Consider the following 17115-nt stretch of genomic DNA (forward strand, 5'->3'; position numbering starts at 1 on the left):
GCATGGCGACACCTTGCAAAGACTGAAGAGATTGAAGAGATCGCAATGACTCAACATTCCGCAACACGGTCCATGTTCGATCCGGCGCTGCTGCGCCCGGCGATCGTGGATTCGTTCAAGAAACTCACGCCGCGCACGCAGTTCCGCAACCCGGTGATGTTCTGCGTGTACGTCGGCAGCATCCTGACCACGATCCTGTGGATCGCGGCGCTCGCCGGCCAGGCCGAGGCGCCCGCGGGTTTCATCCTCGCGATCGCGCTGTGGCTGTGGTTCACCGTGCTGTTCGCGAACTTCGCCGAAGCGCTCGCCGAAGGGCGTTCGAAGGCGCAGGCCGCGTCGCTGCGCAGCGCGAAGAAGGACGTGATGGCGAAGAAGCTCAACGAGCCGCATCCGAAGTCGCCGATCCGCATCACGACCGCGTCGGACCTGCGTAAAGGCGACGTCGTGCTGGTCGAGGCCGGCGACGTGATCCCGGCCGACGGCGAAGTCGTCGACGGCGTCGCGTCGGTCGACGAATCGGCGATCACCGGCGAATCCGCGCCCGTGATCCGCGAGTCGGGCGGCGACTTCTCGTCGGTGACGGGCGGCACGCGCGTGCTGTCCGACTGGATCGTCGTGACGGTCACCGCGAACCCCGGCGAGGCGTTCCTCGACCGGATGATCGCGATGGTCGAAGGCGCGAAGCGCAAGAAGACGCCGAACGAGGTCGCGCTGACGATCCTGCTCGTCGCGCTGACGATCGTGATGCTGCTCGCGACCGCGACGCTGCTGCCGTTCTCGATGTTCTCGGTCGAAGCGATGAAGGCCGGCCACGTAGTGACGATCACCGCGCTCGTCGCGCTGCTGGTGTGCCTGATCCCGACGACGATCGGCGGGCTGCTGTCGGCGATCGGCGTGGCCGGGATGAGCCGGATGATGCAGGCGAACGTGATCGCGACGTCGGGCCGCGCGGTGGAAGCGGCCGGCGATGTCGACGTGCTGCTGCTCGACAAGACCGGCACGATCACGCTCGGCAACCGCCAGGCGTCGATGTTCGTGCCCGCGCCGGGCGTGAGCGAGGAGGCACTGGCCGATGCCGCGCAGCTGTCGTCGCTCGCCGACGAGACGCCGGAAGGCCGCAGCATCGTCGTGCTCGCTAAGGAACGCTTCAACATCCGTCAGCGCGACATGGCGCAGCTGCATGCGACCTTCCTCGGCTTCTCCGCGCAGACGCGGATGAGCGGCGTCGATCTCCCGGGTCGCGAGATCCGCAAGGGCGCGGCCGATGCGATCCGCCGCTACGTCGAGACGCACGGCAGCCGCTTCCCGGATGAAGTGCGCCGCGCGGTCGACGACGTCGCGCGCCGCGGCAGCACGCCGCTCGTCGTGGCCGACCTGCACGACGGCGTGGCGCGCGTGCTCGGCGTGATCGAGCTGAAGGACATCGTGAAGGGCGGCATCAAGGAGCGCTTCGCGGAACTGCGCAAGATGGGCATCAAGACCGTGATGGTGACGGGCGACAACCGGCTGACGGCCGCGGCGATCGCGGCGGAAGCGGGCGTCGACGACTTCCTCGCGGAAGCGACGCCGGAAACCAAGCTCGCGACGATCCGCGAGCATCAGGCGGCGGGGCGCCTCGTCGCGATGACGGGCGACGGCACCAACGACGCGCCGGCGCTCGCGCAGGCCGACGTGGCGGTGGCGATGAACACCGGCACGCAGGCGGCGAAGGAAGCCGGCAACATGGTCGACCTCGATTCGAACCCGACGAAGCTGATCGAGATCGTCGAGATCGGCAAGCAGATGCTGATGACGCGCGGCTCGCTGACGACCTTCTCGATCGCGAACGACATCGCGAAGTACTTCGCGATCATCCCGGCCGCGTTCGTGACGACGTACCCGCAACTGCGCGTGCTCGACATCATGCATTTGACGTCGCCGGCCTCCGCGATCCTGTCCGCGGTGATCTTCAACGCGCTGATCATCGTCGCGCTGATCCCGCTCGCGCTGAAGGGCGTCACTTACCGGCCGCTCGGCGCCGCGTCGCTGCTGCGCCGCAACCTGCTGGTGTACGGCCTCGGCGGCGTGCTGCTGCCGTTCCCGTTCATCAAGCTGATCGACATGACGCTCGCCGCGCTCGGCTGGGCCTGATGCGCCGCATTTGAAGGAACCATCATGAAAACGTTGATTCGCCCGCTCGTCGTGATCTTTGTCGTACTGACCGCCGTGACGGGGCTCGCCTATCCGGCCGTGATGACCGTGTTCGGCCAGGCCGTGTTTCCGTCGCAGGCGAACGGCAGCCTGATCGAGCAGGGCGGCCGCACGGTCGGCTCCGCGCTGATCGGCCAGCAGTTCGACGCGCCGAAGTACTTCTGGGGCCGCCTGTCGGCCACCGCGCCGATGCCGTACAACGCGACCGGCTCCGGCGGCTCGAACCTCGGCCCGCTGAACCCGTCGCTCGCCGACCAGGTGAAGGCGCGCATCGCCGCGCTGCGCGACGCCGGCACCGACATGTCGAAGCCCGTGCCGGTCGACCTCGTGACGGCGTCGGCGAGCGGCCTCGATCCGGAGATCACGCCGGCCGCCGCCGCGTACCAGGTCGAGCGCGTCGCGAAGGCGCGCAAGCTGACCGCCGACGCGGTCGCGCAGCTCGTCGCCGCGAACACGGCGGGCCGCCAGTTCGGCGTGCTCGGCGAGCCGCGCGTGAACGTGCTGAAGCTGAACCTCGCGCTCGACGCGGCGCAGGCCGCGCACTGAACGCGCGGCCGGGCTCCCGGCGCGGCAACCGGCGTGCGGCGCGGCCCGATCCGCGCCGCACGCGCTTGTCCGACGGCGCATGCGCCGTCTTTGCCTTTTGCGTCGATTTGGAACCACAATGACAGTACTCGTTCGCCATCCCGCGTTTCGCCTTCCTGACGCATGAACCGCCCCGATCCCGACCAACTCCTCGACAAGCTGCAGCGCGACGAAGAAAAGCAGCGGCGCGGCCAGCTGAAGATCTTCTTCGGCGCTTCCGCCGGCGTCGGCAAGACCTATGCGATGCTGCAGGCCGCGCGCCAGCGGCTGCAGGACGGCGTCGACGTCGTCGTCGGCATCGTCGAGACCCACGGCCGCGGCGAAACCGCCGCACTGCTCGACGGCCTTGACGTGCTGCCGCTCGCGCGCATCGAGTATCGCGGCCGCACGCTCGCCGAATTCGATCTCGACGGCGCGCTCGCGCGCGCGCCGCAACTGATCCTCGTCGACGAACTCGCGCATTCGAACGTGCAGGGCGCGCGCCACCTGAAGCGCTGGCAGGACGTCTACGAACTGCTCGACGCGGGCATCGACGTCTATACGACGGTCAACGTGCAGCACCTCGAAAGCCTGAACGACGTGGTCGGCGCGATTACCGGCATCCGCGTGTGGGAGACCGTGCCCGACCGCGTGTTCGACGCGGCCGACGAAGTCACGCTGGTCGACCTGCCGGCCGAGGAGCTGCTCGAGCGGATGCGCGACGGCAAGGTCTATCTCGCGCAGCAGGCCGAGCGCGCGGTGCGCAACTTCTTCCGCAAGGGCAACCTGATCGCGCTGCGCGAGCTGGCGCTGCGGCGCACGGCCGATCGCGTCGACGCGCAGATGCGCGAGTACCGCGCCGACCGTTCGATCCAGCGCATCTGGCAGGCGCGCGAGCGGCTGCTCGTGTGCGTCGGGCCGGGCCCCGAGGCGCCGACGCTCGTGCGCGCGGCCGCGCGGCTCGCGGCGAGCCTGAAGGCCGACTGGATCGCCGTGTACGTCGAGACGCCGCGGCTGCAGCGGCTGCCCGACGCGCGGCGGCAGCGCACGCTCGACGCGTTGAAACTCGCGGCCGAGCTCGGCGCGGAGACGGCCACGCTCGCGGGCGACGACGCGGTCGCCGCGCTGATCGGCTATGCGAAGGTGCGCAACGTGTCGAAGCTCGTCGCGGGCGGCTCGCCGAAGGTCGGGCTCGCGCGCCGCTTCGCGCGGCCGTTCGGCGAACAGCTCGCCGAACGCGCGGGCGACGTCGACCTGATGCTGATCCGCGCGTCGGCGAGCGATGAAGTGCGCGCGGCGCCGCTCGACGCGCGCGCACGCGACTGGCGCGACGCGTTCGCGCAATTCGGGTTGCGGCGTTCGCCGCCGCGCCACTACCTGTACGCCGCCGCGATCTGCGCGGCGATCACCGGTGTCGCGAGCGTCGTGTCCGAGCGGCTCGACCTCACGAACCTCGTGATGCTGTACCTGCTCGGCGTCGTGTTCTCGGCCGTGCGGCTCGGGCGCGGCCCGGGCGTGCTGCAGTCGTTCCTGTCGGTCGCCGCGTTCGATTTCTTCTTCGTGCCGCCGCGCATGTCGTTCTCGGTCAGCGACACGCAGTACCTGCTGACCTTCTTCGGGATGCTGCTGACGTCGCTCGTGATCAGCCACCTGACGTCGACGCTGACGCGCCAGGCGAGCATCGCGCAGCGCCGCGAGCGCCGCACCGGCGCGATCTACGCGATGGCGCGCGAACTCGGCGCGGCGCTGACGACCGAGCAGATCGTCGAGATCGGCAGCCGCCACGTGGGCGAGGTGTTCCGCGCGCGCGTCGCGTTCCTGCTGCCCGACAGCGCGGACCAGGTGCGGCAGAAGATCGAGGAACCCGACGCGGCCGTCACGCTGACGGGCGCGGATCTCGACAGCGACGTCGGCCAGTGGGTGTACGACCAGCAGAAACCGGCCGGCCGCGGCACCGACACGCTGCCCGCCGCCGCCGCGCTGTACCTGCCGCTGAAGGCGCCGATGCGCACGCGCGGCGTGCTCGCGGTCGCGTCGCGCGAGCCGCGCGAACTCGAGGTGCCCGAGCAGCAGCGGATGCTCGACGCGTTCGCCGCGCAGATCGCGCTTGCGCTCGAACGCGTGCACTACGTCGAGATCGCGCGCGACGCGCTCGTCAACATGGAATCCGAGCGGCTGCGCAACTCGCTGCTGTCGGCGATCTCGCACGACCTGCGCACGCCGCTCACGACGATCGTCGGCTTTTCGTCGATGCTCGCGAACGGTCGCGCGGCCGCGCAGGACGGCGACGCCGCGGCGGCCGAACGCTTCGCGCAGCGCGAGGGCGAGCTGGTCGACGCGATCCACGACGAGGCGCTGCGGATGACGGGCATCGTCACCAACCTGCTCGACATGGCGCGGCTGCAGGCCGGCAGCCTGCAGCTCAAGCGCCAGTGGTCGCTGCTCGAGGAAACCGTCGGCGCCGCGCTCGCCGCATGCAAGCGCGTGCTCGCGCGGCATCCGGCGCGCGTGTCGCTGCCGGCCGACCTGCCGCTCCTGCAGATGGACGCGGTGCTGATGGAGCGGCTGTTCACCAACCTGTTCGAGAACGCGGCGAAGTACACACCGGCCGACGCGCCGATCGACATCGGCGCCGAACGCGTGACCGACGACGGCCAGCCCTTCGTGCGCGTGCACGTCGACGATCACGGCCCGGGCCTGCCGGCCGGGATGGAAACGCGGATCTTCGACAAGTTCACGCGCGGCGAGAAGGAATCGGCGACGCCGGGCATCGGGCTCGGCCTCGCGATCTGCCGCGCGATCGTCGAGGCGCATGGCGGTAGAATCGGCGCGCTCAACCGTACCGCGCCCGACGGCCGCGTGACGGGCGCGCGCTTCTGGTTCACGCTGCCGGTCGACACGCCGCCGGCCGTGCCTGCCGTACCCGACGACGAAATCGACGTGCCCGGCGCGTCGTCTCCCTCCGAGCCATTGCCAGATCATGAGTGAACCGAGCCTGACCGTCGTCCTGATCGAGGACGAAAAACAGATCCGCCGCTTCGTGCGCGCCGCGCTCGAAGAGGAGGACATCGCCGTGTTCGAGGCGGAGACGGGCAAGCAGGGATTGATCGACGCGGCGACCCGCAAGCCCGATCTCGTGATCGTCGATCTCGGCCTGCCCGACACCGATGGCCTCGACGTGATCCGCGAGCTGCGCGGCTGGTCCGAGGTGCCGGTGATCGTGCTGTCCGCGCGCACCCAGGAAGAGGAGAAGGTCGCCGCGCTCGATGCCGGCGCCGACGACTACCTGACCAAGCCGTTCGGCGTGTCCGAGCTGCGCGCGCGGATCCGCGCGCAACTGCGCCGGCGCAACCAGGGCGGCGCGAACGAGTCGCCGAAGGTGAGCTTCGGCACGGTGAGCGTCGATCTCGCGCTGCGCCAGGTGTGGCGCGACGGCGAGATCGTGCACCTGACGCCGCTCGAGTACCGGTTGCTCGCGACGCTCGTGCGGCACGCGGGGCGCGTGCTCACGCATCGCCAGCTGCTGCGCGACGTGTGGGGGCCGTCGCACGTCGAGAGCCATCACTATCTGCGCATCTACATGGCGCACCTGCGCCAGAAGCTCGAGCGCGATCCCGCGCAACCCGAGCATATCGTCACCGAAACGGGCGTCGGCTACCGGCTCGTCGGCGCTGCGTGACGTCCGCGGCATGCCGCGCGATGCGGCCGGAATGCAAGGCCGCACGCCGGTGAAGTTGCTTCGGCGCGACATTGCCGCCGCATGAGCGGGCCGCGCACACCGGCCACGGATTCCCCGCTATGCTGACCGTTCCGCGAACGAAATCGAGGAGCGTGCAATGTCCGTCCGTCTGGTCGTCATCTGTGCGCTGGCGCTCGCTGCGCCCGGCGCGTTTGCTCAGCCGCTGCCGCCCGGGCAGCAGCCTTCGGCGCCGCAACAGGCGCTCGCCAATCCCGCGTCGGTCAACTGCGAGAAGCTCGGCGGCCGCCACGTGATCCGCAACCTGTCGAGCGGGCAGGTCGGCATGTGCGTGTTCAAGGACGGCCGGGTGTGCGACGAATGGGCGCTGTACCGCGACGACCGCTGCGTCGGCGGCGGCGGCGCCAAACGCGTGTCGAACTGAGACCGGGCAGGCCGGGCGGCGGCGCGCGGGCCATGCGTCGCAGCGATCCCTCCGTTCGCCCCCGGCCGGTGCATCCGGCATGCCCGTAAGCGTCTTGTTATACTCGGCGCCGCCCGGGGACGACCCCGGGCCATTCGCTTCAACGGGGACGGCCCCATCCGATCCGGAGTACGTCGAGATGGCGTGGGTATGGTTGTTGATCGCCGGTTTGCTGGAAGTGGCCTGGGCGGCCGGCATGAAATCGTCCGAGGGTTTCACGAAGCTCGGACCGTCGGTGGTGACGATCGTGGCGGCGCTCGCCAGCTTCGGGCTGCTCGCGGTCGCGATGCGCCAGTTGCCGCTCGGCACCGCGTATGCGGTATGGACGGGCATCGGCGCGGTCGGCGCGTTCGTGTTCGGGATCGTGATGATGGGCGAGGCGCTCACCGCCGCCCGCGTCGCGAGCGCGTCGCTGATCGTGCTCGGGCTGATCGGCCTGAAGCTGTCGTCGGCTGCGTGACGCCGCCGTGCCGGCCGGCGCCCGCGCCCGGCCGTGACGCACTGCGGAATTGCGGCGGCCCGCCTGCCAGCCTGTCTATAATGGAACGCATTCGGGCCTGAATGCCGCTGCGCCGTTCCCGGCAGGCGGCACCGGTTGCCACGCGCCGCGCGGCCGGTCATACCGACTCGATCCGATCAATCGGCAAAGCGCACGGAAAGTGCAAGGAGAGGGCCATGATCGAAGCCATTTCGCTCGGCGCGGGGCTCGCGTGGGCGAGCGGGCTGCGCCTTTACCTGACGGTGCTGATCGCCGGCGTGCTCGCGCGGGTCGGCTGGCTCCATTTGCCCGACACGCTGGCGGTGCTGACGTCGCCGTGGGTCATCGGCGCCGCCGCCGTGCTCGCCGTCACCGAATTCCTTGCCGACAAGATTCCCGCGTTCGATTCGCTGTGGGACGCCGTCCACACCTTCATCCGCATTCCGGCCGGCGCGGTGCTGGCCGCCGGTGCGCTCGGCCATGCCGACCCGACCGTGCTCGCGGTCGCCGGGCTGGCCGGCGGCTCGCTCGCCGGTGCCGCGCACGTCGCGAAGGCCGGCACGCGCGCGCTGATCAACCTGTCTCCCGAGCCGATCTCGAACTGGGTCGCATCGTCCACCGAAGACGGCCTCGTGTTCGGCGGCCTCGCACTCGCGTTCTTCGTTCCGCTCGCATTCCTCGTGCTGCTCGCGGCGTTCATCGCGGCGTCGGCCTGGGCGCTGCCGCGTCTGTGGCGCGGCGTGTCGGGCGGCTTCCGCGGGATGGCGAACCACATGGTGTCGCGGCTCAACTCGATCGGGGGCAAGCGCGATTGAAGGCGCCGTCAACCGCCGAGCGGCAGCATCCTGACCCTTCGCCGGCCGGGCGGCCCGGCCATGCCGGCCGCTTCGGCTGGCACGACCTGATCCGCCAGGCCGCACGGATGACCGCACGCGACTGGCGTGCCGGCGAACTGACGCTGCTGGTGCTCGCGCTGGTGCTCGCGGTCGCCGCGCTGACGAGCGTCGGTTTCCTCGCCGACCGGTTGCGCCAGGGGCTCGAGCGCGACGCGCGCCAGATGCTCGGCGCCGATTTCGTCGTGCGTGCCGACCATCCCGTCGATCCGTCGTTCGATCGCGAGGCGCGCGCACTCGGCCTGCGCACCGCGACGACCGCGATCTTCCCGAGCATGATCGCGTCGGCCGCCGGCGGGCAGGCGAGCGACGCGGCGCCCGCGCGCCTCGCGGCCGTGAAGGCCGTGTCGCCCGGCTATCCGCTGCGCGGCGCGGTCGAGATCGTGCCGGCCGGCACCGCCGCCGCGCACAAGGCGGCCGCGATTCCCGCGCCCGGCACCGTGTGGGCCGATCCCGCGCTGCTCGATGCTTTGCATCTGAAGGCGGGGGATACCGTGCGTGTCGGGTTGCGCACGTTCACGGTCGCCGCGTCGATCTCCCGCGAACTCGATCGCGGCTTCTCGTTCGTCAATTTCTCGCCGCGGCTGATGATGCGCGCGGACGAGCTTGCCGCGACCGGGCTCACCGGCTACGGCAGCCGCGTCACGTACCGGCTGCTGGTCGCCGGCGACCCGGCGGCCGTCGCGCGCTTCGAGGCCTATGCGCACGGGCGCGTCGACGGCGGCAAGCTGCGCGGCGTCGGTCTCGAATCGCTGCAGGAAGGCCAGCCGCAAGTGCGCCAGACGCTCGATCGTGCGCGCCATTTCCTGACGCTCGTCGCGCTCCTGACCGCACTGCTCGCGGCGGTCGCGATCGCGATGGCCGCGCAGCGCTACATGCGGCGCCATCTGGACGGCTGCGCGACGATGCGCTGCCTCGGAGTGAGCCGGCGCACGCTCGGCGCGCTGTTCGCGCTCGAATTCGCCGGCCTCGGCATCGTCTCGGGCGTCGCCGGCGCGGTGCTCGGCTACGGCGGCCACTGGGCGCTCCTGGCGGCGCTCGGCGGCCTGATCGACGTCGCGCTGCCGCCGCCGACGCTTTGGCCCGCGCTCGTCGGTATCGGCACCGCGCTCGTGCTGCTGCTCGGCTTCGCGTTGCCGCCGCTCGCGCCGCTCACGCGCGTGCCGCCGGTGCGCGTGTTGCGGCGCGACTGGGGCGACGCGTCGCGCACCGCGTGGGCCGCGTATGCGCTCGGTGTCGTGCTGTTTGCGGGGCTGCTGATCGTCGCGGCGGGCAACCTGAAGCTCGGGCTGATCGTCACGGGCGGGTTCGCCGGCGCCCTGGTCGGTTTCTCGCTGATCGCCCGGCTCGTGCTGTACGCGGCGGCGCGCGCGGTGCGCGATGCGCGCGTGGCGGCGGGCATCGGCTGGCGCTATGCGCTCGCGTCGCTGCACCGGCGCGGCACGGCGAGCGCGCTGCAGATCACCGCGCTCGCGCTGGGCCTGATGTGCCTGCTGCTGATCGCGATCACGCGCAACGATCTCGTCGCCGGCTGGCGGCAGTCGATGCCGCCCGATGCACCGAACCAGTTCCTGATCGACATCCAGCCCGACCAGCGCGACGACGTCGCGGCGTGGCTCGCCGCGCACGGCGTGCGCGATGCGGTGCCCGCGCCGACGGTGCGCGGCCGGCTCGTCGCGATCAACGGCAAGCCGGTGAACCCGGACGCGTATCCGTCCGACGAGGCGCGCCGGCTCGTCGACCGCGAGTTCAACCTGTCGTATACGACCGAGCTGCCGCCCGACAACCGGATCGTCGCAGGCGACTGGTTCGGCAATTCGGCCAGCCCGCAGATCTCGATCGAGGCCGGGCTGGCGCAGACGCTGAACGTGAAGCCGGGCGACACGCTGCGCTTCGACGTGACGGGGCTGACGGTCGATGCGCCGATCACCAGCGTGCGCAAGCTCGACTGGGGCACGTCCCGCGTCAACTTCTTCGTGCTGATGCCGCCGCCGGTGCTGAAGGATTTCCCGGCCGTCTACCTGACGAGCTTCCACCTGCCGGCCGAGCAGGCGGCGCTGCTCGATCCGCTGATCGCGCGCTACCCGAACCTGACCGCGATCGACATCGCGCCGATCCTCGCGCAGCTGCAAAGGATGATGCTGCAGGTCGTCGGCGCGGTGCAGTTCCTGTTTGCGTTCACGCTCGCGGCGGGCGTGCTGGTGCTGTACACGGCGCTGGCCGGCTCGCGCGACGAGCGCGTGCGCGAGGCCGCGCTGCTGCGCGCGCTCGGCGCGTCGCGCGCGCAGGTCAATGCGGTGCAGCGCGCGGAATTCATCGTCGTCGGCGCGCTGGCCGGCGCACTGGCTGCGGCGGGGGCGATCGCGGTCGGCTGGGTGCTCGCGTCGCGCGTGTTCGAGTTCCGGCTCGCCGTCGATCCGTGGCTCGTGCCGGCCGGCATCGCGGCCGGCGTCGCGTGCGCCGGTGCGGCCGGCTGGCTGAGCCTGCATAATGTGTTGCGGCGCCCGGCGCTGCAGTCGCTGCGCGACGCCTGAGCGTCGCCGGCGGCCCCGACTATCCCGTTTCCGATTATCCGTATGACCGATGTGAATGATGAAGCGCCGTCGCAGCCGACGGCGTTCGAGCTCGTGGGCGGCGAAGCCCGCGTGCGCGAGATGGTGGACCGTTTTTACGACCTGATGGACCTCGAGCCCGAGTTCGCGGAGATTCGCGCGCTGCATCCGGCGTCGCTCGACGGCTCGCGCGACAAGCTGTTCTGGTTCCTGTGCGGCTGGCTCGGCGGCCCCGATCACTACATCAGCCGGTTCGGCCATCCGCGGCTGCGCGCCCGGCACCTGCCGTTCCCGATCGCGTCGGTCGAGCGCGATCAGTGGCTGCGCTGCATGGCGTGGGCGATGGAGGACGTCGGGTTGCCCGAGCCGCTGCGCGAACGGCTCATGCATTCGTTCTACGACACGGCCGACTGGATGCGCAACCGGCCCGGTTGATCGACCGGTACGCCGCTGTCCGGACGCCGGGCGAACTGCGTCTGGGCGGCCGGCGCGGTGCAGCGCGACACTGGTCGTTTCCCCATCGATACGAGGTTCGCCCGATGATGACCCAGGCCCTGTTTCGCGACGATGCCTATCTGACGCAGTGCGAGGCCGTCGTCGCGGCCGTCGGCGAAGACGGCATCCGGCTCGACCGCACCGTGTTCTATCCGCTCGGCGGCGGGCAGGCCGGCGACAGCGGCACGCTGACGCTGCCCGACGGCAGCACGATCGCGATCGTCGACACGCGCAAGGCGAAGTTCGAAGGCGCAACCCCCGACGATGCCGTGCACGTGCCCGAGGCGGGCCAGGAAGCGCGCGTCGCGGCGCTCGCACCCGGCGCGCGCGTGGTCGCGGACATCGACTGGCTGCGCCGCTACCGGCGCATGCGATTGCATACGGCCGCCCACCTGATGTGCGCGGTGCTGCCTTACCCGGTCGACGGCTGCAGCGTGACGGCCGACTACGTGCGGCTCGATTTCGCGACGTCGGACACGATCGACCGCGTCGACGTCGAGCGCCGTCTCGCGGAACTGGTCCACGGCGCGCATGCGGTCACGACCGAATGGATCACCGACGCGGAGATGGCCGAGCGCCCCGAACTCGTGCGCACGATGAGCGTGAAGCCGCCGCTGGGGCTGGGCCGCGTACGGCTGCTGCGCATCGAAGGTGTCGATCTGCAGCCGTGCGGCGGCACGCATGTGCGCAATACGTCGGAAATCGGCGACCTGCGGGTCGCCAGACTTGAAAAGAAGAGTGCGCGGACACGGCGCCTCGTGCTGGAGTTTGCATGACGATCGACAACCTGACGGACAGCGCCGCGGCGCTCGATCCGCAAGCGCGCGAGATTCTCGATTTCTGGTTCGGCGAACCGGATTCGGCGGCGTTCGGCCACGCGCGCAAGGTGTGGTTCAACGGCGGCGAGGCGTTCGACGACGTGCTTCGTACGCGCTACGGTGCGGTGCTCGACGCCGCGTGCGACGGCGCGTGCGATCACTGGGCCGACACGCCGCTCGGCGCGCTCGCGCTGATCGTGGTCCTCGACCAGTTCTCGCGCAACATTCATCGCGGCACGCCGCGCGCGTTCGCCGCCGATCCGAGAGCGCTGGCGCTTGCGCGGCGCGTCGTCGCGGCCGGGTGGGACGCGCAGTTGCCGAGCGGCCATCACCGCGCGTTTGCGTACCTGCCGTTCGAACATGACGAGTCGGACGCGAGCCAGCGCGAGGCCGTGCGCCTGTGCGCTGGCATTCGCGGCGAGGCCGGGTGTGCGAGCTATCACGACTTCGCGTTGCGTCATGCGGCCGTGATCGGGCGTTTCGGCCGTTTTCCGCACCGGAACGCGATTCTCGGTCGTGCATCGACCGATGCGGAGGCGGCATTCCTGCGCGAGCCCGGCTCGTCGTTTTGACGGGCAGGGTGGCGGGATGGCGGGCATGAAGCCGCGCTCGCGCGCCGCTTGCCTGGTCTTGCGGAAATGACGACGGCGCCGTTTCGCGGCGCCGCCTTGCATTACTTCGTTTCGTGCGCTTCGGGCGTGCGCACGTAGACGCGCAGCAGCTCCTCGTCGTCGCCCGGGCGGGCGCCGGTCCAGAACAGTTTCCATTCGCTGCCCGGTGCCGGATCGACGGCCCGCACGCCCTGGACGATCATCCACGTGCAGCGCGTCGTCTTCGCGTCGTCGATCGGCGTGTGCTGGATACCGGAGAAGTAGTACAGCATCGGCGCTTCCGATTCGCCGAGCCCGTGCAGGCTCGCCATGCAGTCGCCGTCGCTCCACTCGAGCGCGAGATGCGCGTTCAGGTCGTCGAACACCGATCGGTAGCTCTTCGCGACGTCGAGCCACGGCAGCAGCAGCGTATAAACGAGACCCCACGCGACCAGCGCGCCTGCGCCCCACGACAGCGCGCCGCGCCACAGGCCGGTCGTGCGCAGCTTCGGCAGCAGCGACAGCCAGCCGACCGTCAGCGCGAGCGCACCGATCACGAGCCCGGGCACGATCGGCATGGTCCAGTCGAGCGGCAGCCAGCGGCCGAGCACCGCGAGGTTCGCACGCGATGCACCGGGATCGGCCATGACCGCCCAGATCATCCACGCGAGCGCGACGACGGTGCCGAACAGCAGGCGGCTCAGGTAGTCCCATGCGAGATGCAGCCCGCGCGGCAGGCGTTCGATCGCCTGCGCGGCGACCAGCGCGAGCGGCGCGAAGAACGGCAGGATGTAGAGCTGGCGCGAGGTCGCGGACACTTGCAGCACCGCGAGGCCGATCCCGGCGAACAGCACGGGCAGCGCGATGCGCGGCGTGCGCCAGTCGCGCCATGCGCCGCGCGCCAGCGCGACGATCGCGAGCGGCGCGACCGGGAAGCCGAGCAGCAGGAACGCACGCAGGATGAAGAACGGCTTGTCGTTTTCCGCGCCGAGTTCCGGCACCGAGAAACCGAAGAAGCGGCCGACGTTGTTGTCCCAGAACCACGTCATGAACAGCGTCTCGGAACGCAGGAACAGCGCGGTCGGCCAGATGAGCGCGAACGGTGCGAACACCAGCGCGGCGACGCCGAGCGAGCGTGCGAACGCGCGCGTACGGCAGGCGGGGTAGAGCACCAGCGCGCCCGTGAGCGTGGCCGCGAACACGAGCGGCACGAACAGCCCCTTCGCCATCAGCGCGATGCCGACACCCGCGCCGAAGAGCGGCGCGGCCCAGCGGCCGGACGGCCGCACCGGCAGCCCGTGCCGCATCTGCCGCGCCTGCGCGACGTGCCGCATCACGAGCTCGAGCAGGCCGCAGAAGCCCATTGCGGTACCGGCGAACAGCGCGACGTCCGTCATCATGTCGTGCACGTGCTTGATGACGACGAGCGTGCCCGCGCTCAGCACGACGGGGCCGATCACGCGCAGGTCGAGCCAGCTGTCGGCCCGGCCGGCACTGCGGGCCGCGCGAGCGATGAAGCCGAACGCGAGCGCCGCGAACAGCGCGCTCGCGAGCCGTGCCGCGTCGTGCAGCGGCATCACCCGCTGCAGCAGCCACGCGAGGCTCGTCGCGACCCATGCGTAGAGCGGCGGCTTTTCCATGAACGGCTGGCCGGCGCTGGTCGGCACGACGAAGTCGCCCGTCTCGAGCATGTGCTGGATGATGCCGAACGTATAGGTTTCGTCCTGCTTCCACGGATCGTGGCCGAGCACGCCCGGCAGCGTATACGCGCACACCAGCGCGGCAACCAGCAGCCAGACGCGCCAGCCGAGCCGGAGGACGCGATCGCGGGTGGCGTTCGGTGCGGCGGCGCCGGCCACGGCAGGCGTGCCGGCGCCATCGAGTGTCGCGCTGAGGTTGGGATCGGCGGCTGAGCGTGCGTGCGCGGCCGAAGCGGGCACGGCCGTGCGTCGCCGGCCGGGCGCTGCGGTTCCTGGCATGGAAAAGATCTCGGTCGGGTCAAGCCGGTCCGGCGACATGGGCCGGGACCAATAAGGGTCGCATCGAGGCGAAATGACAGCCGGATGACCGGCCGTTTTTGGCTTGGCGCTAGTAGAACACGGAACCGTTACGGATGTTTACTGAAACAGCCGCGATATTGTGGAGATTTGTGGTGTCGTGACCACGGACGGCCGCGGTCGGCCGTTTTTCCGCCTTTTGGGGCGGGATTACCGGCCGCCGCCGACGTCGAGCAGGGCGCCCGTCGTGTAAGACGCCGCGTCGCCGAGCAGCCAGACGATCGCTTCCGCGATCTCCTGCGCTTCGCCGGCGCGGCCGAGCGGCGTCTGCGCGCCGAGGCGTGCCGCGCGGCCCGGCTGGCCGCCGCTCGCGTGGATTTCCGTCTCGATCAGGCCGGGGCGCACCGCGTTGACGCGTACGCCGTGCGGGCCGAGTTCCTTCGCGAGGCCGATCGTCAGCGAATCGACCGCACCCTTCGAGCCCGCGTAGTCGACGTACTCGTTCGGCGAGCCGAGCCGGGACGCGATCGACGACACGTTGACGATCGCGCCGCCGCGCCCGCCGCGATCGGTGGACAGCCGGCGCGCGGCTTCGCGCGCGCACAGGTAGGCGCCGAGCACGTTGGTGTCGAACATCCGCCGCAGCCGTTCGACCGGCATGTCGGCGAGCGGCAGCGACGGCGCGACGATCCCCGCATTGTTGACGAGCGCGTCGAGGCGACCGAACGCGGTCGCGACCGTATCGAACATCGCGATGACGTCCGCTTCGTTCGCGACGTCGCCGGCGACGACGCACGCGCGCGCGCCGGCGTCGCGAACGGCTTGCGCGGTCAGTTCGGCGGCCGCCGCGTCGCGCGCGTAGTTGATGCCGACGTCCCAGCCGCGCCCGGCCGCGAGCACGGCGGTCGCGCGGCCGATGCCGCGGCTCGCGCCGGTGATGAGGACGGCCTTGCGCTCGGACGGTGCGGGCATCGCGTGCGGCTCCTGATGAAGGTTACTTGGCCGCGTCGGTTGCCCATTTGTCCTGGGCGAGCGGCTGGTAGCGGCGCAGCTGTTCGATCAGCGCGACCGGTTCGGCGTCGATGCACAGCGCGTCGAAGTAGGCCGGGCGCATGAAGCCTTCGTCGACCGTATGGCGCAGCAGCGCGATCAACGGATCGTAGAACGAATCGATGTTGTACAGCGCGACGGGCTTGCGGTGATAACCGAGCTGCGCCCACGTATAGACCTCGAAGAATTCCTCGAGCGTGCCGGCGCCGCCGGGCATCGCGACGAACGCGTCGGACAGGTCGGCCATCATCTTCTTGCGGTGGTGCATGTCGGGTACGACGTGCAGCTCGGACAGCCCCGTATGGCCGACTTCCTTGTCGACGAGCAACTCGGGGATCACGCCGACCGCACGGCCGCCGGCCGCCATCACTTCATCGGCGATCACGCCCATCAAACCGACGCGGCCGCCGCCGTAGACGAGCGTGAGGCCCGCATCGACGAGCGCGCGGCCGAATGCGCGTGCGGCGTCCGCATAGACGGGCCGCACGCCGGACGACGAGCCGCAGTAAACACAGACTGCCTTCATTGTTTCGTATCCTTCGCGGCGGGCTTGGCGGCGACCGGGCTGCCCGCGGGGCGCGGCGAACCGTCGCGCGGCGGCAGGTAGTCGGTGAACTGGCGCTTGGGCAGCTTGCCGGAGACGAGATCGTCGAACAGCTGGCGCGAACGGCCGCGCAGGTACGGGGCCATGATCGAGATCACGTGCATGCTCACCTGGTGCAGCTCTTCGCGGATCGCGTCCTGGTCGTTGTACTTGCGCGGATGCATCACGTACTGATACGACAGCCAGTACGTCGAGATCACCGCCATGTTGGTGGCGATGACTTCGATCTCGGCGGGCGTCGCGACCATTTCGGCGTCGGACACGAGCAGTTCGCACATCTCGTGCGCGAAGCGCACCTTGTGGCTGATGATCTGCTTGAAGTGCGTCTCGAGCGTGCGGTTGCGCGCGAGCAGGTCGTTGAGGTCGCGATACAGGAACCGGTAGGTCCACATGAAATCGGCCATGTACTGCAGGTACGACCAGGTCTCGTCGATCGTCGGACGGTGATCTTCGGGGAAGCGCAGCCGCCGTTCGATCTGCTGCTCGAACTGCGCGAAGATGCTGTTGATGATGTCGTCCTTGTTGCGGAAATGGTAGTACAGGTTGCCTGGACTGATTTCCATTTCCTCGGCGATCGTCGTGGTCGTGACGTTCGGCTCGCCGATCTCGTTGAAGAGTTTCAACGACAACTCGAGAATCCGTTCGCGGGTGCGGCGGGGAGGTTTCGCTTCCATGTCGTCCGGCCCTGTGTGTGCCGGACTGGCGGGCGCTGCAATCGATGCTG

At 70.1% G+C, this 17115-nt stretch carries 15 protein-coding genes; 11 read left to right on the forward strand and 4 right to left on the reverse strand.

Going from position 1 to position 17115, the window contains the following annotated elements; translation table 11 throughout:
* The first annotated feature begins 45 nt into the window (after window positions 1–45).
* The 11 genes from kdpB to U4012_RS25575 all read left to right on the forward strand — a co-directional run bounded on the left by kdpB (window position 46) and on the right by U4012_RS25575 (window position 12722).
* A complete protein-coding gene (kdpB, locus tag U4012_RS25525; RefSeq protein WP_321802118.1) occupies window positions 46–2130 on the forward strand; it encodes a potassium-transporting ATPase subunit KdpB in 2085 nt (694 codons plus the stop codon).
* 24 nt (window positions 2131–2154) lie between these two features.
* On the forward strand, window positions 2155–2736 hold the full coding sequence (gene kdpC / locus U4012_RS25530; RefSeq protein ID WP_321802119.1) for a potassium-transporting ATPase subunit KdpC: 582 nt from the start codon (window positions 2155–2157) through the stop codon (window positions 2734–2736).
* Between the two features lie 162 nt (window positions 2737–2898).
* Window positions 2899–5742, forward strand: a complete 2844-nt coding sequence (locus U4012_RS25535; RefSeq protein WP_044844691.1) for a sensor histidine kinase — start codon at window positions 2899–2901, stop codon at window positions 5740–5742.
* Window positions 5735–6433, forward strand: a complete 699-nt coding sequence (kdpE, locus tag U4012_RS25540; RefSeq protein WP_040127870.1) for a two-component system response regulator KdpE — start codon at window positions 5735–5737, stop codon at window positions 6431–6433. Before U4012_RS25535 ends, kdpE begins: the two co-directional genes overlap by 8 nt.
* A 157-nt stretch (window positions 6434–6590) precedes the next feature.
* The gene (locus tag U4012_RS25545; RefSeq protein WP_044844690.1) at window positions 6591–6875 is read left to right on the forward strand and encodes a DUF333 domain-containing protein; all 285 of its coding nucleotides are present in this window, start codon (window positions 6591–6593) and stop codon (window positions 6873–6875) included.
* Between the two features lie 178 nt (window positions 6876–7053).
* Window positions 7054–7374 carry a quaternary ammonium compound efflux SMR transporter SugE gene (gene sugE / locus U4012_RS25550; protein ID WP_044844689.1) on the forward strand — a complete coding sequence of 107 codons (321 nt, stop codon included), beginning with the start codon at window positions 7054–7056 and terminating at the stop codon, window positions 7372–7374.
* Between the two features lie 215 nt (window positions 7375–7589).
* The gene (locus tag U4012_RS25555; RefSeq protein ID WP_040144699.1) at window positions 7590–8207 is read left to right on the forward strand and encodes a DUF4126 domain-containing protein; all 618 of its coding nucleotides are present in this window, start codon (window positions 7590–7592) and stop codon (window positions 8205–8207) included.
* Entirely contained in the window at window positions 8204–10819 is a 2616-nt protein-coding gene (locus tag U4012_RS25560) for an ABC transporter permease (protein WP_415750404.1), read from the forward strand. Before U4012_RS25555 ends, U4012_RS25560 begins: the two co-directional genes overlap by 4 nt.
* A 42-nt stretch (window positions 10820–10861) precedes the next feature.
* On the forward strand, window positions 10862–11272 hold the full coding sequence (locus U4012_RS25565) for a group II truncated hemoglobin (RefSeq protein WP_044844686.1): 411 nt from the start codon (window positions 10862–10864) through the stop codon (window positions 11270–11272).
* A gap of 104 nt (window positions 11273–11376) precedes the next feature.
* Window positions 11377–12108, forward strand: a complete 732-nt coding sequence (locus U4012_RS25570; protein ID WP_124487219.1) for an alanyl-tRNA editing protein — start codon at window positions 11377–11379, stop codon at window positions 12106–12108.
* The gene (locus tag U4012_RS25575) at window positions 12105–12722 is read left to right on the forward strand and encodes a DUF924 family protein (RefSeq protein ID WP_321802120.1); all 618 of its coding nucleotides are present in this window, start codon (window positions 12105–12107) and stop codon (window positions 12720–12722) included. The genes U4012_RS25570 and U4012_RS25575 overlap by 4 nt, the downstream gene beginning before the upstream one ends.
* Window positions 12723–12823: 101 nt before the next feature.
* Here the strand turns inward: U4012_RS25575 and U4012_RS25580 are convergent, their stop codons facing one another.
* From U4012_RS25580 to U4012_RS25595, 4 genes are all read right to left on the reverse strand, one after another.
* The gene (locus U4012_RS25580) at window positions 12824–14719 is read right to left on the reverse strand and encodes an ArnT family glycosyltransferase (RefSeq protein WP_257772868.1); all 1896 of its coding nucleotides are present in this window, start codon (window positions 14717–14719) and stop codon (window positions 12824–12826) included.
* A 228-nt stretch (window positions 14720–14947) separates the two neighbouring features.
* Window positions 14948–15709 (reverse strand): SDR family oxidoreductase, encoded by a 762-nt coding sequence (locus tag U4012_RS25585; protein WP_124522480.1) that lies wholly within the window; start codon window positions 15707–15709, stop codon window positions 14948–14950.
* A 22-nt stretch (window positions 15710–15731) separates the two neighbouring features.
* A complete protein-coding gene (locus U4012_RS25590; RefSeq protein WP_044844682.1) occupies window positions 15732–16313 on the reverse strand; it encodes a TIGR00730 family Rossman fold protein in 582 nt (193 codons plus the stop codon).
* The gene (locus tag U4012_RS25595; RefSeq protein ID WP_044844681.1) at window positions 16310–17065 is read right to left on the reverse strand and encodes a TetR/AcrR family transcriptional regulator; all 756 of its coding nucleotides are present in this window, start codon (window positions 17063–17065) and stop codon (window positions 16310–16312) included. The genes U4012_RS25590 and U4012_RS25595 overlap by 4 nt, the downstream gene beginning before the upstream one ends.
* Between the last annotated feature and the right edge of the window lie 50 nt (window positions 17066–17115).

It is taken from the genome of Burkholderia sp. BCC1988, from assembly GCF_905339895.1.
Lineage (GTDB): Bacteria > Pseudomonadota > Gammaproteobacteria > Burkholderiales > Burkholderiaceae > Burkholderia.

Coding starts and splice junctions, on each gene's coding strand:
- kdpB (WP_321802118.1), top strand. CDS start 46: ATGACTCAACATTCCGCAACACGGTCCATGTTCGATCCGGCGCTGCTG.
- U4012_RS25585 (WP_124522480.1), bottom strand. CDS start 15,709: ATGCCCGCACCGTCCGAGCGCAAGGCCGTCCTCATCACCGGCGCGAGC.
- U4012_RS25570 (WP_124487219.1), top strand. CDS start 11,377: ATGATGACCCAGGCCCTGTTTCGCGACGATGCCTATCTGACGCAGTGC.
- U4012_RS25590 (WP_044844682.1), bottom strand. CDS start 16,313: ATGAAGGCAGTCTGTGTTTACTGCGGCTCGTCGTCCGGCGTGCGGCCC.
- kdpE (WP_040127870.1), top strand. CDS start 5,735: ATGAGTGAACCGAGCCTGACCGTCGTCCTGATCGAGGACGAAAAACAG.
- kdpC (WP_321802119.1), top strand. CDS start 2,155: ATGAAAACGTTGATTCGCCCGCTCGTCGTGATCTTTGTCGTACTGACC.
- sugE (WP_044844689.1), top strand. CDS start 7,054: ATGGCGTGGGTATGGTTGTTGATCGCCGGTTTGCTGGAAGTGGCCTGG.
- U4012_RS25565 (WP_044844686.1), top strand. CDS start 10,862: ATGACCGATGTGAATGATGAAGCGCCGTCGCAGCCGACGGCGTTCGAG.
- U4012_RS25580 (WP_257772868.1), bottom strand. CDS start 14,719: ATGCCAGGAACCGCAGCGCCCGGCCGGCGACGCACGGCCGTGCCCGCT.
- U4012_RS25535 (WP_044844691.1), top strand. CDS start 2,899: ATGAACCGCCCCGATCCCGACCAACTCCTCGACAAGCTGCAGCGCGAC.
- U4012_RS25575 (WP_321802120.1), top strand. CDS start 12,105: ATGACGATCGACAACCTGACGGACAGCGCCGCGGCGCTCGATCCGCAA.
- U4012_RS25595 (WP_044844681.1), bottom strand. CDS start 17,065: ATGGAAGCGAAACCTCCCCGCCGCACCCGCGAACGGATTCTCGAGTTG.
- U4012_RS25555 (WP_040144699.1), top strand. CDS start 7,590: ATGATCGAAGCCATTTCGCTCGGCGCGGGGCTCGCGTGGGCGAGCGGG.
- U4012_RS25545 (WP_044844690.1), top strand. CDS start 6,591: ATGTCCGTCCGTCTGGTCGTCATCTGTGCGCTGGCGCTCGCTGCGCCC.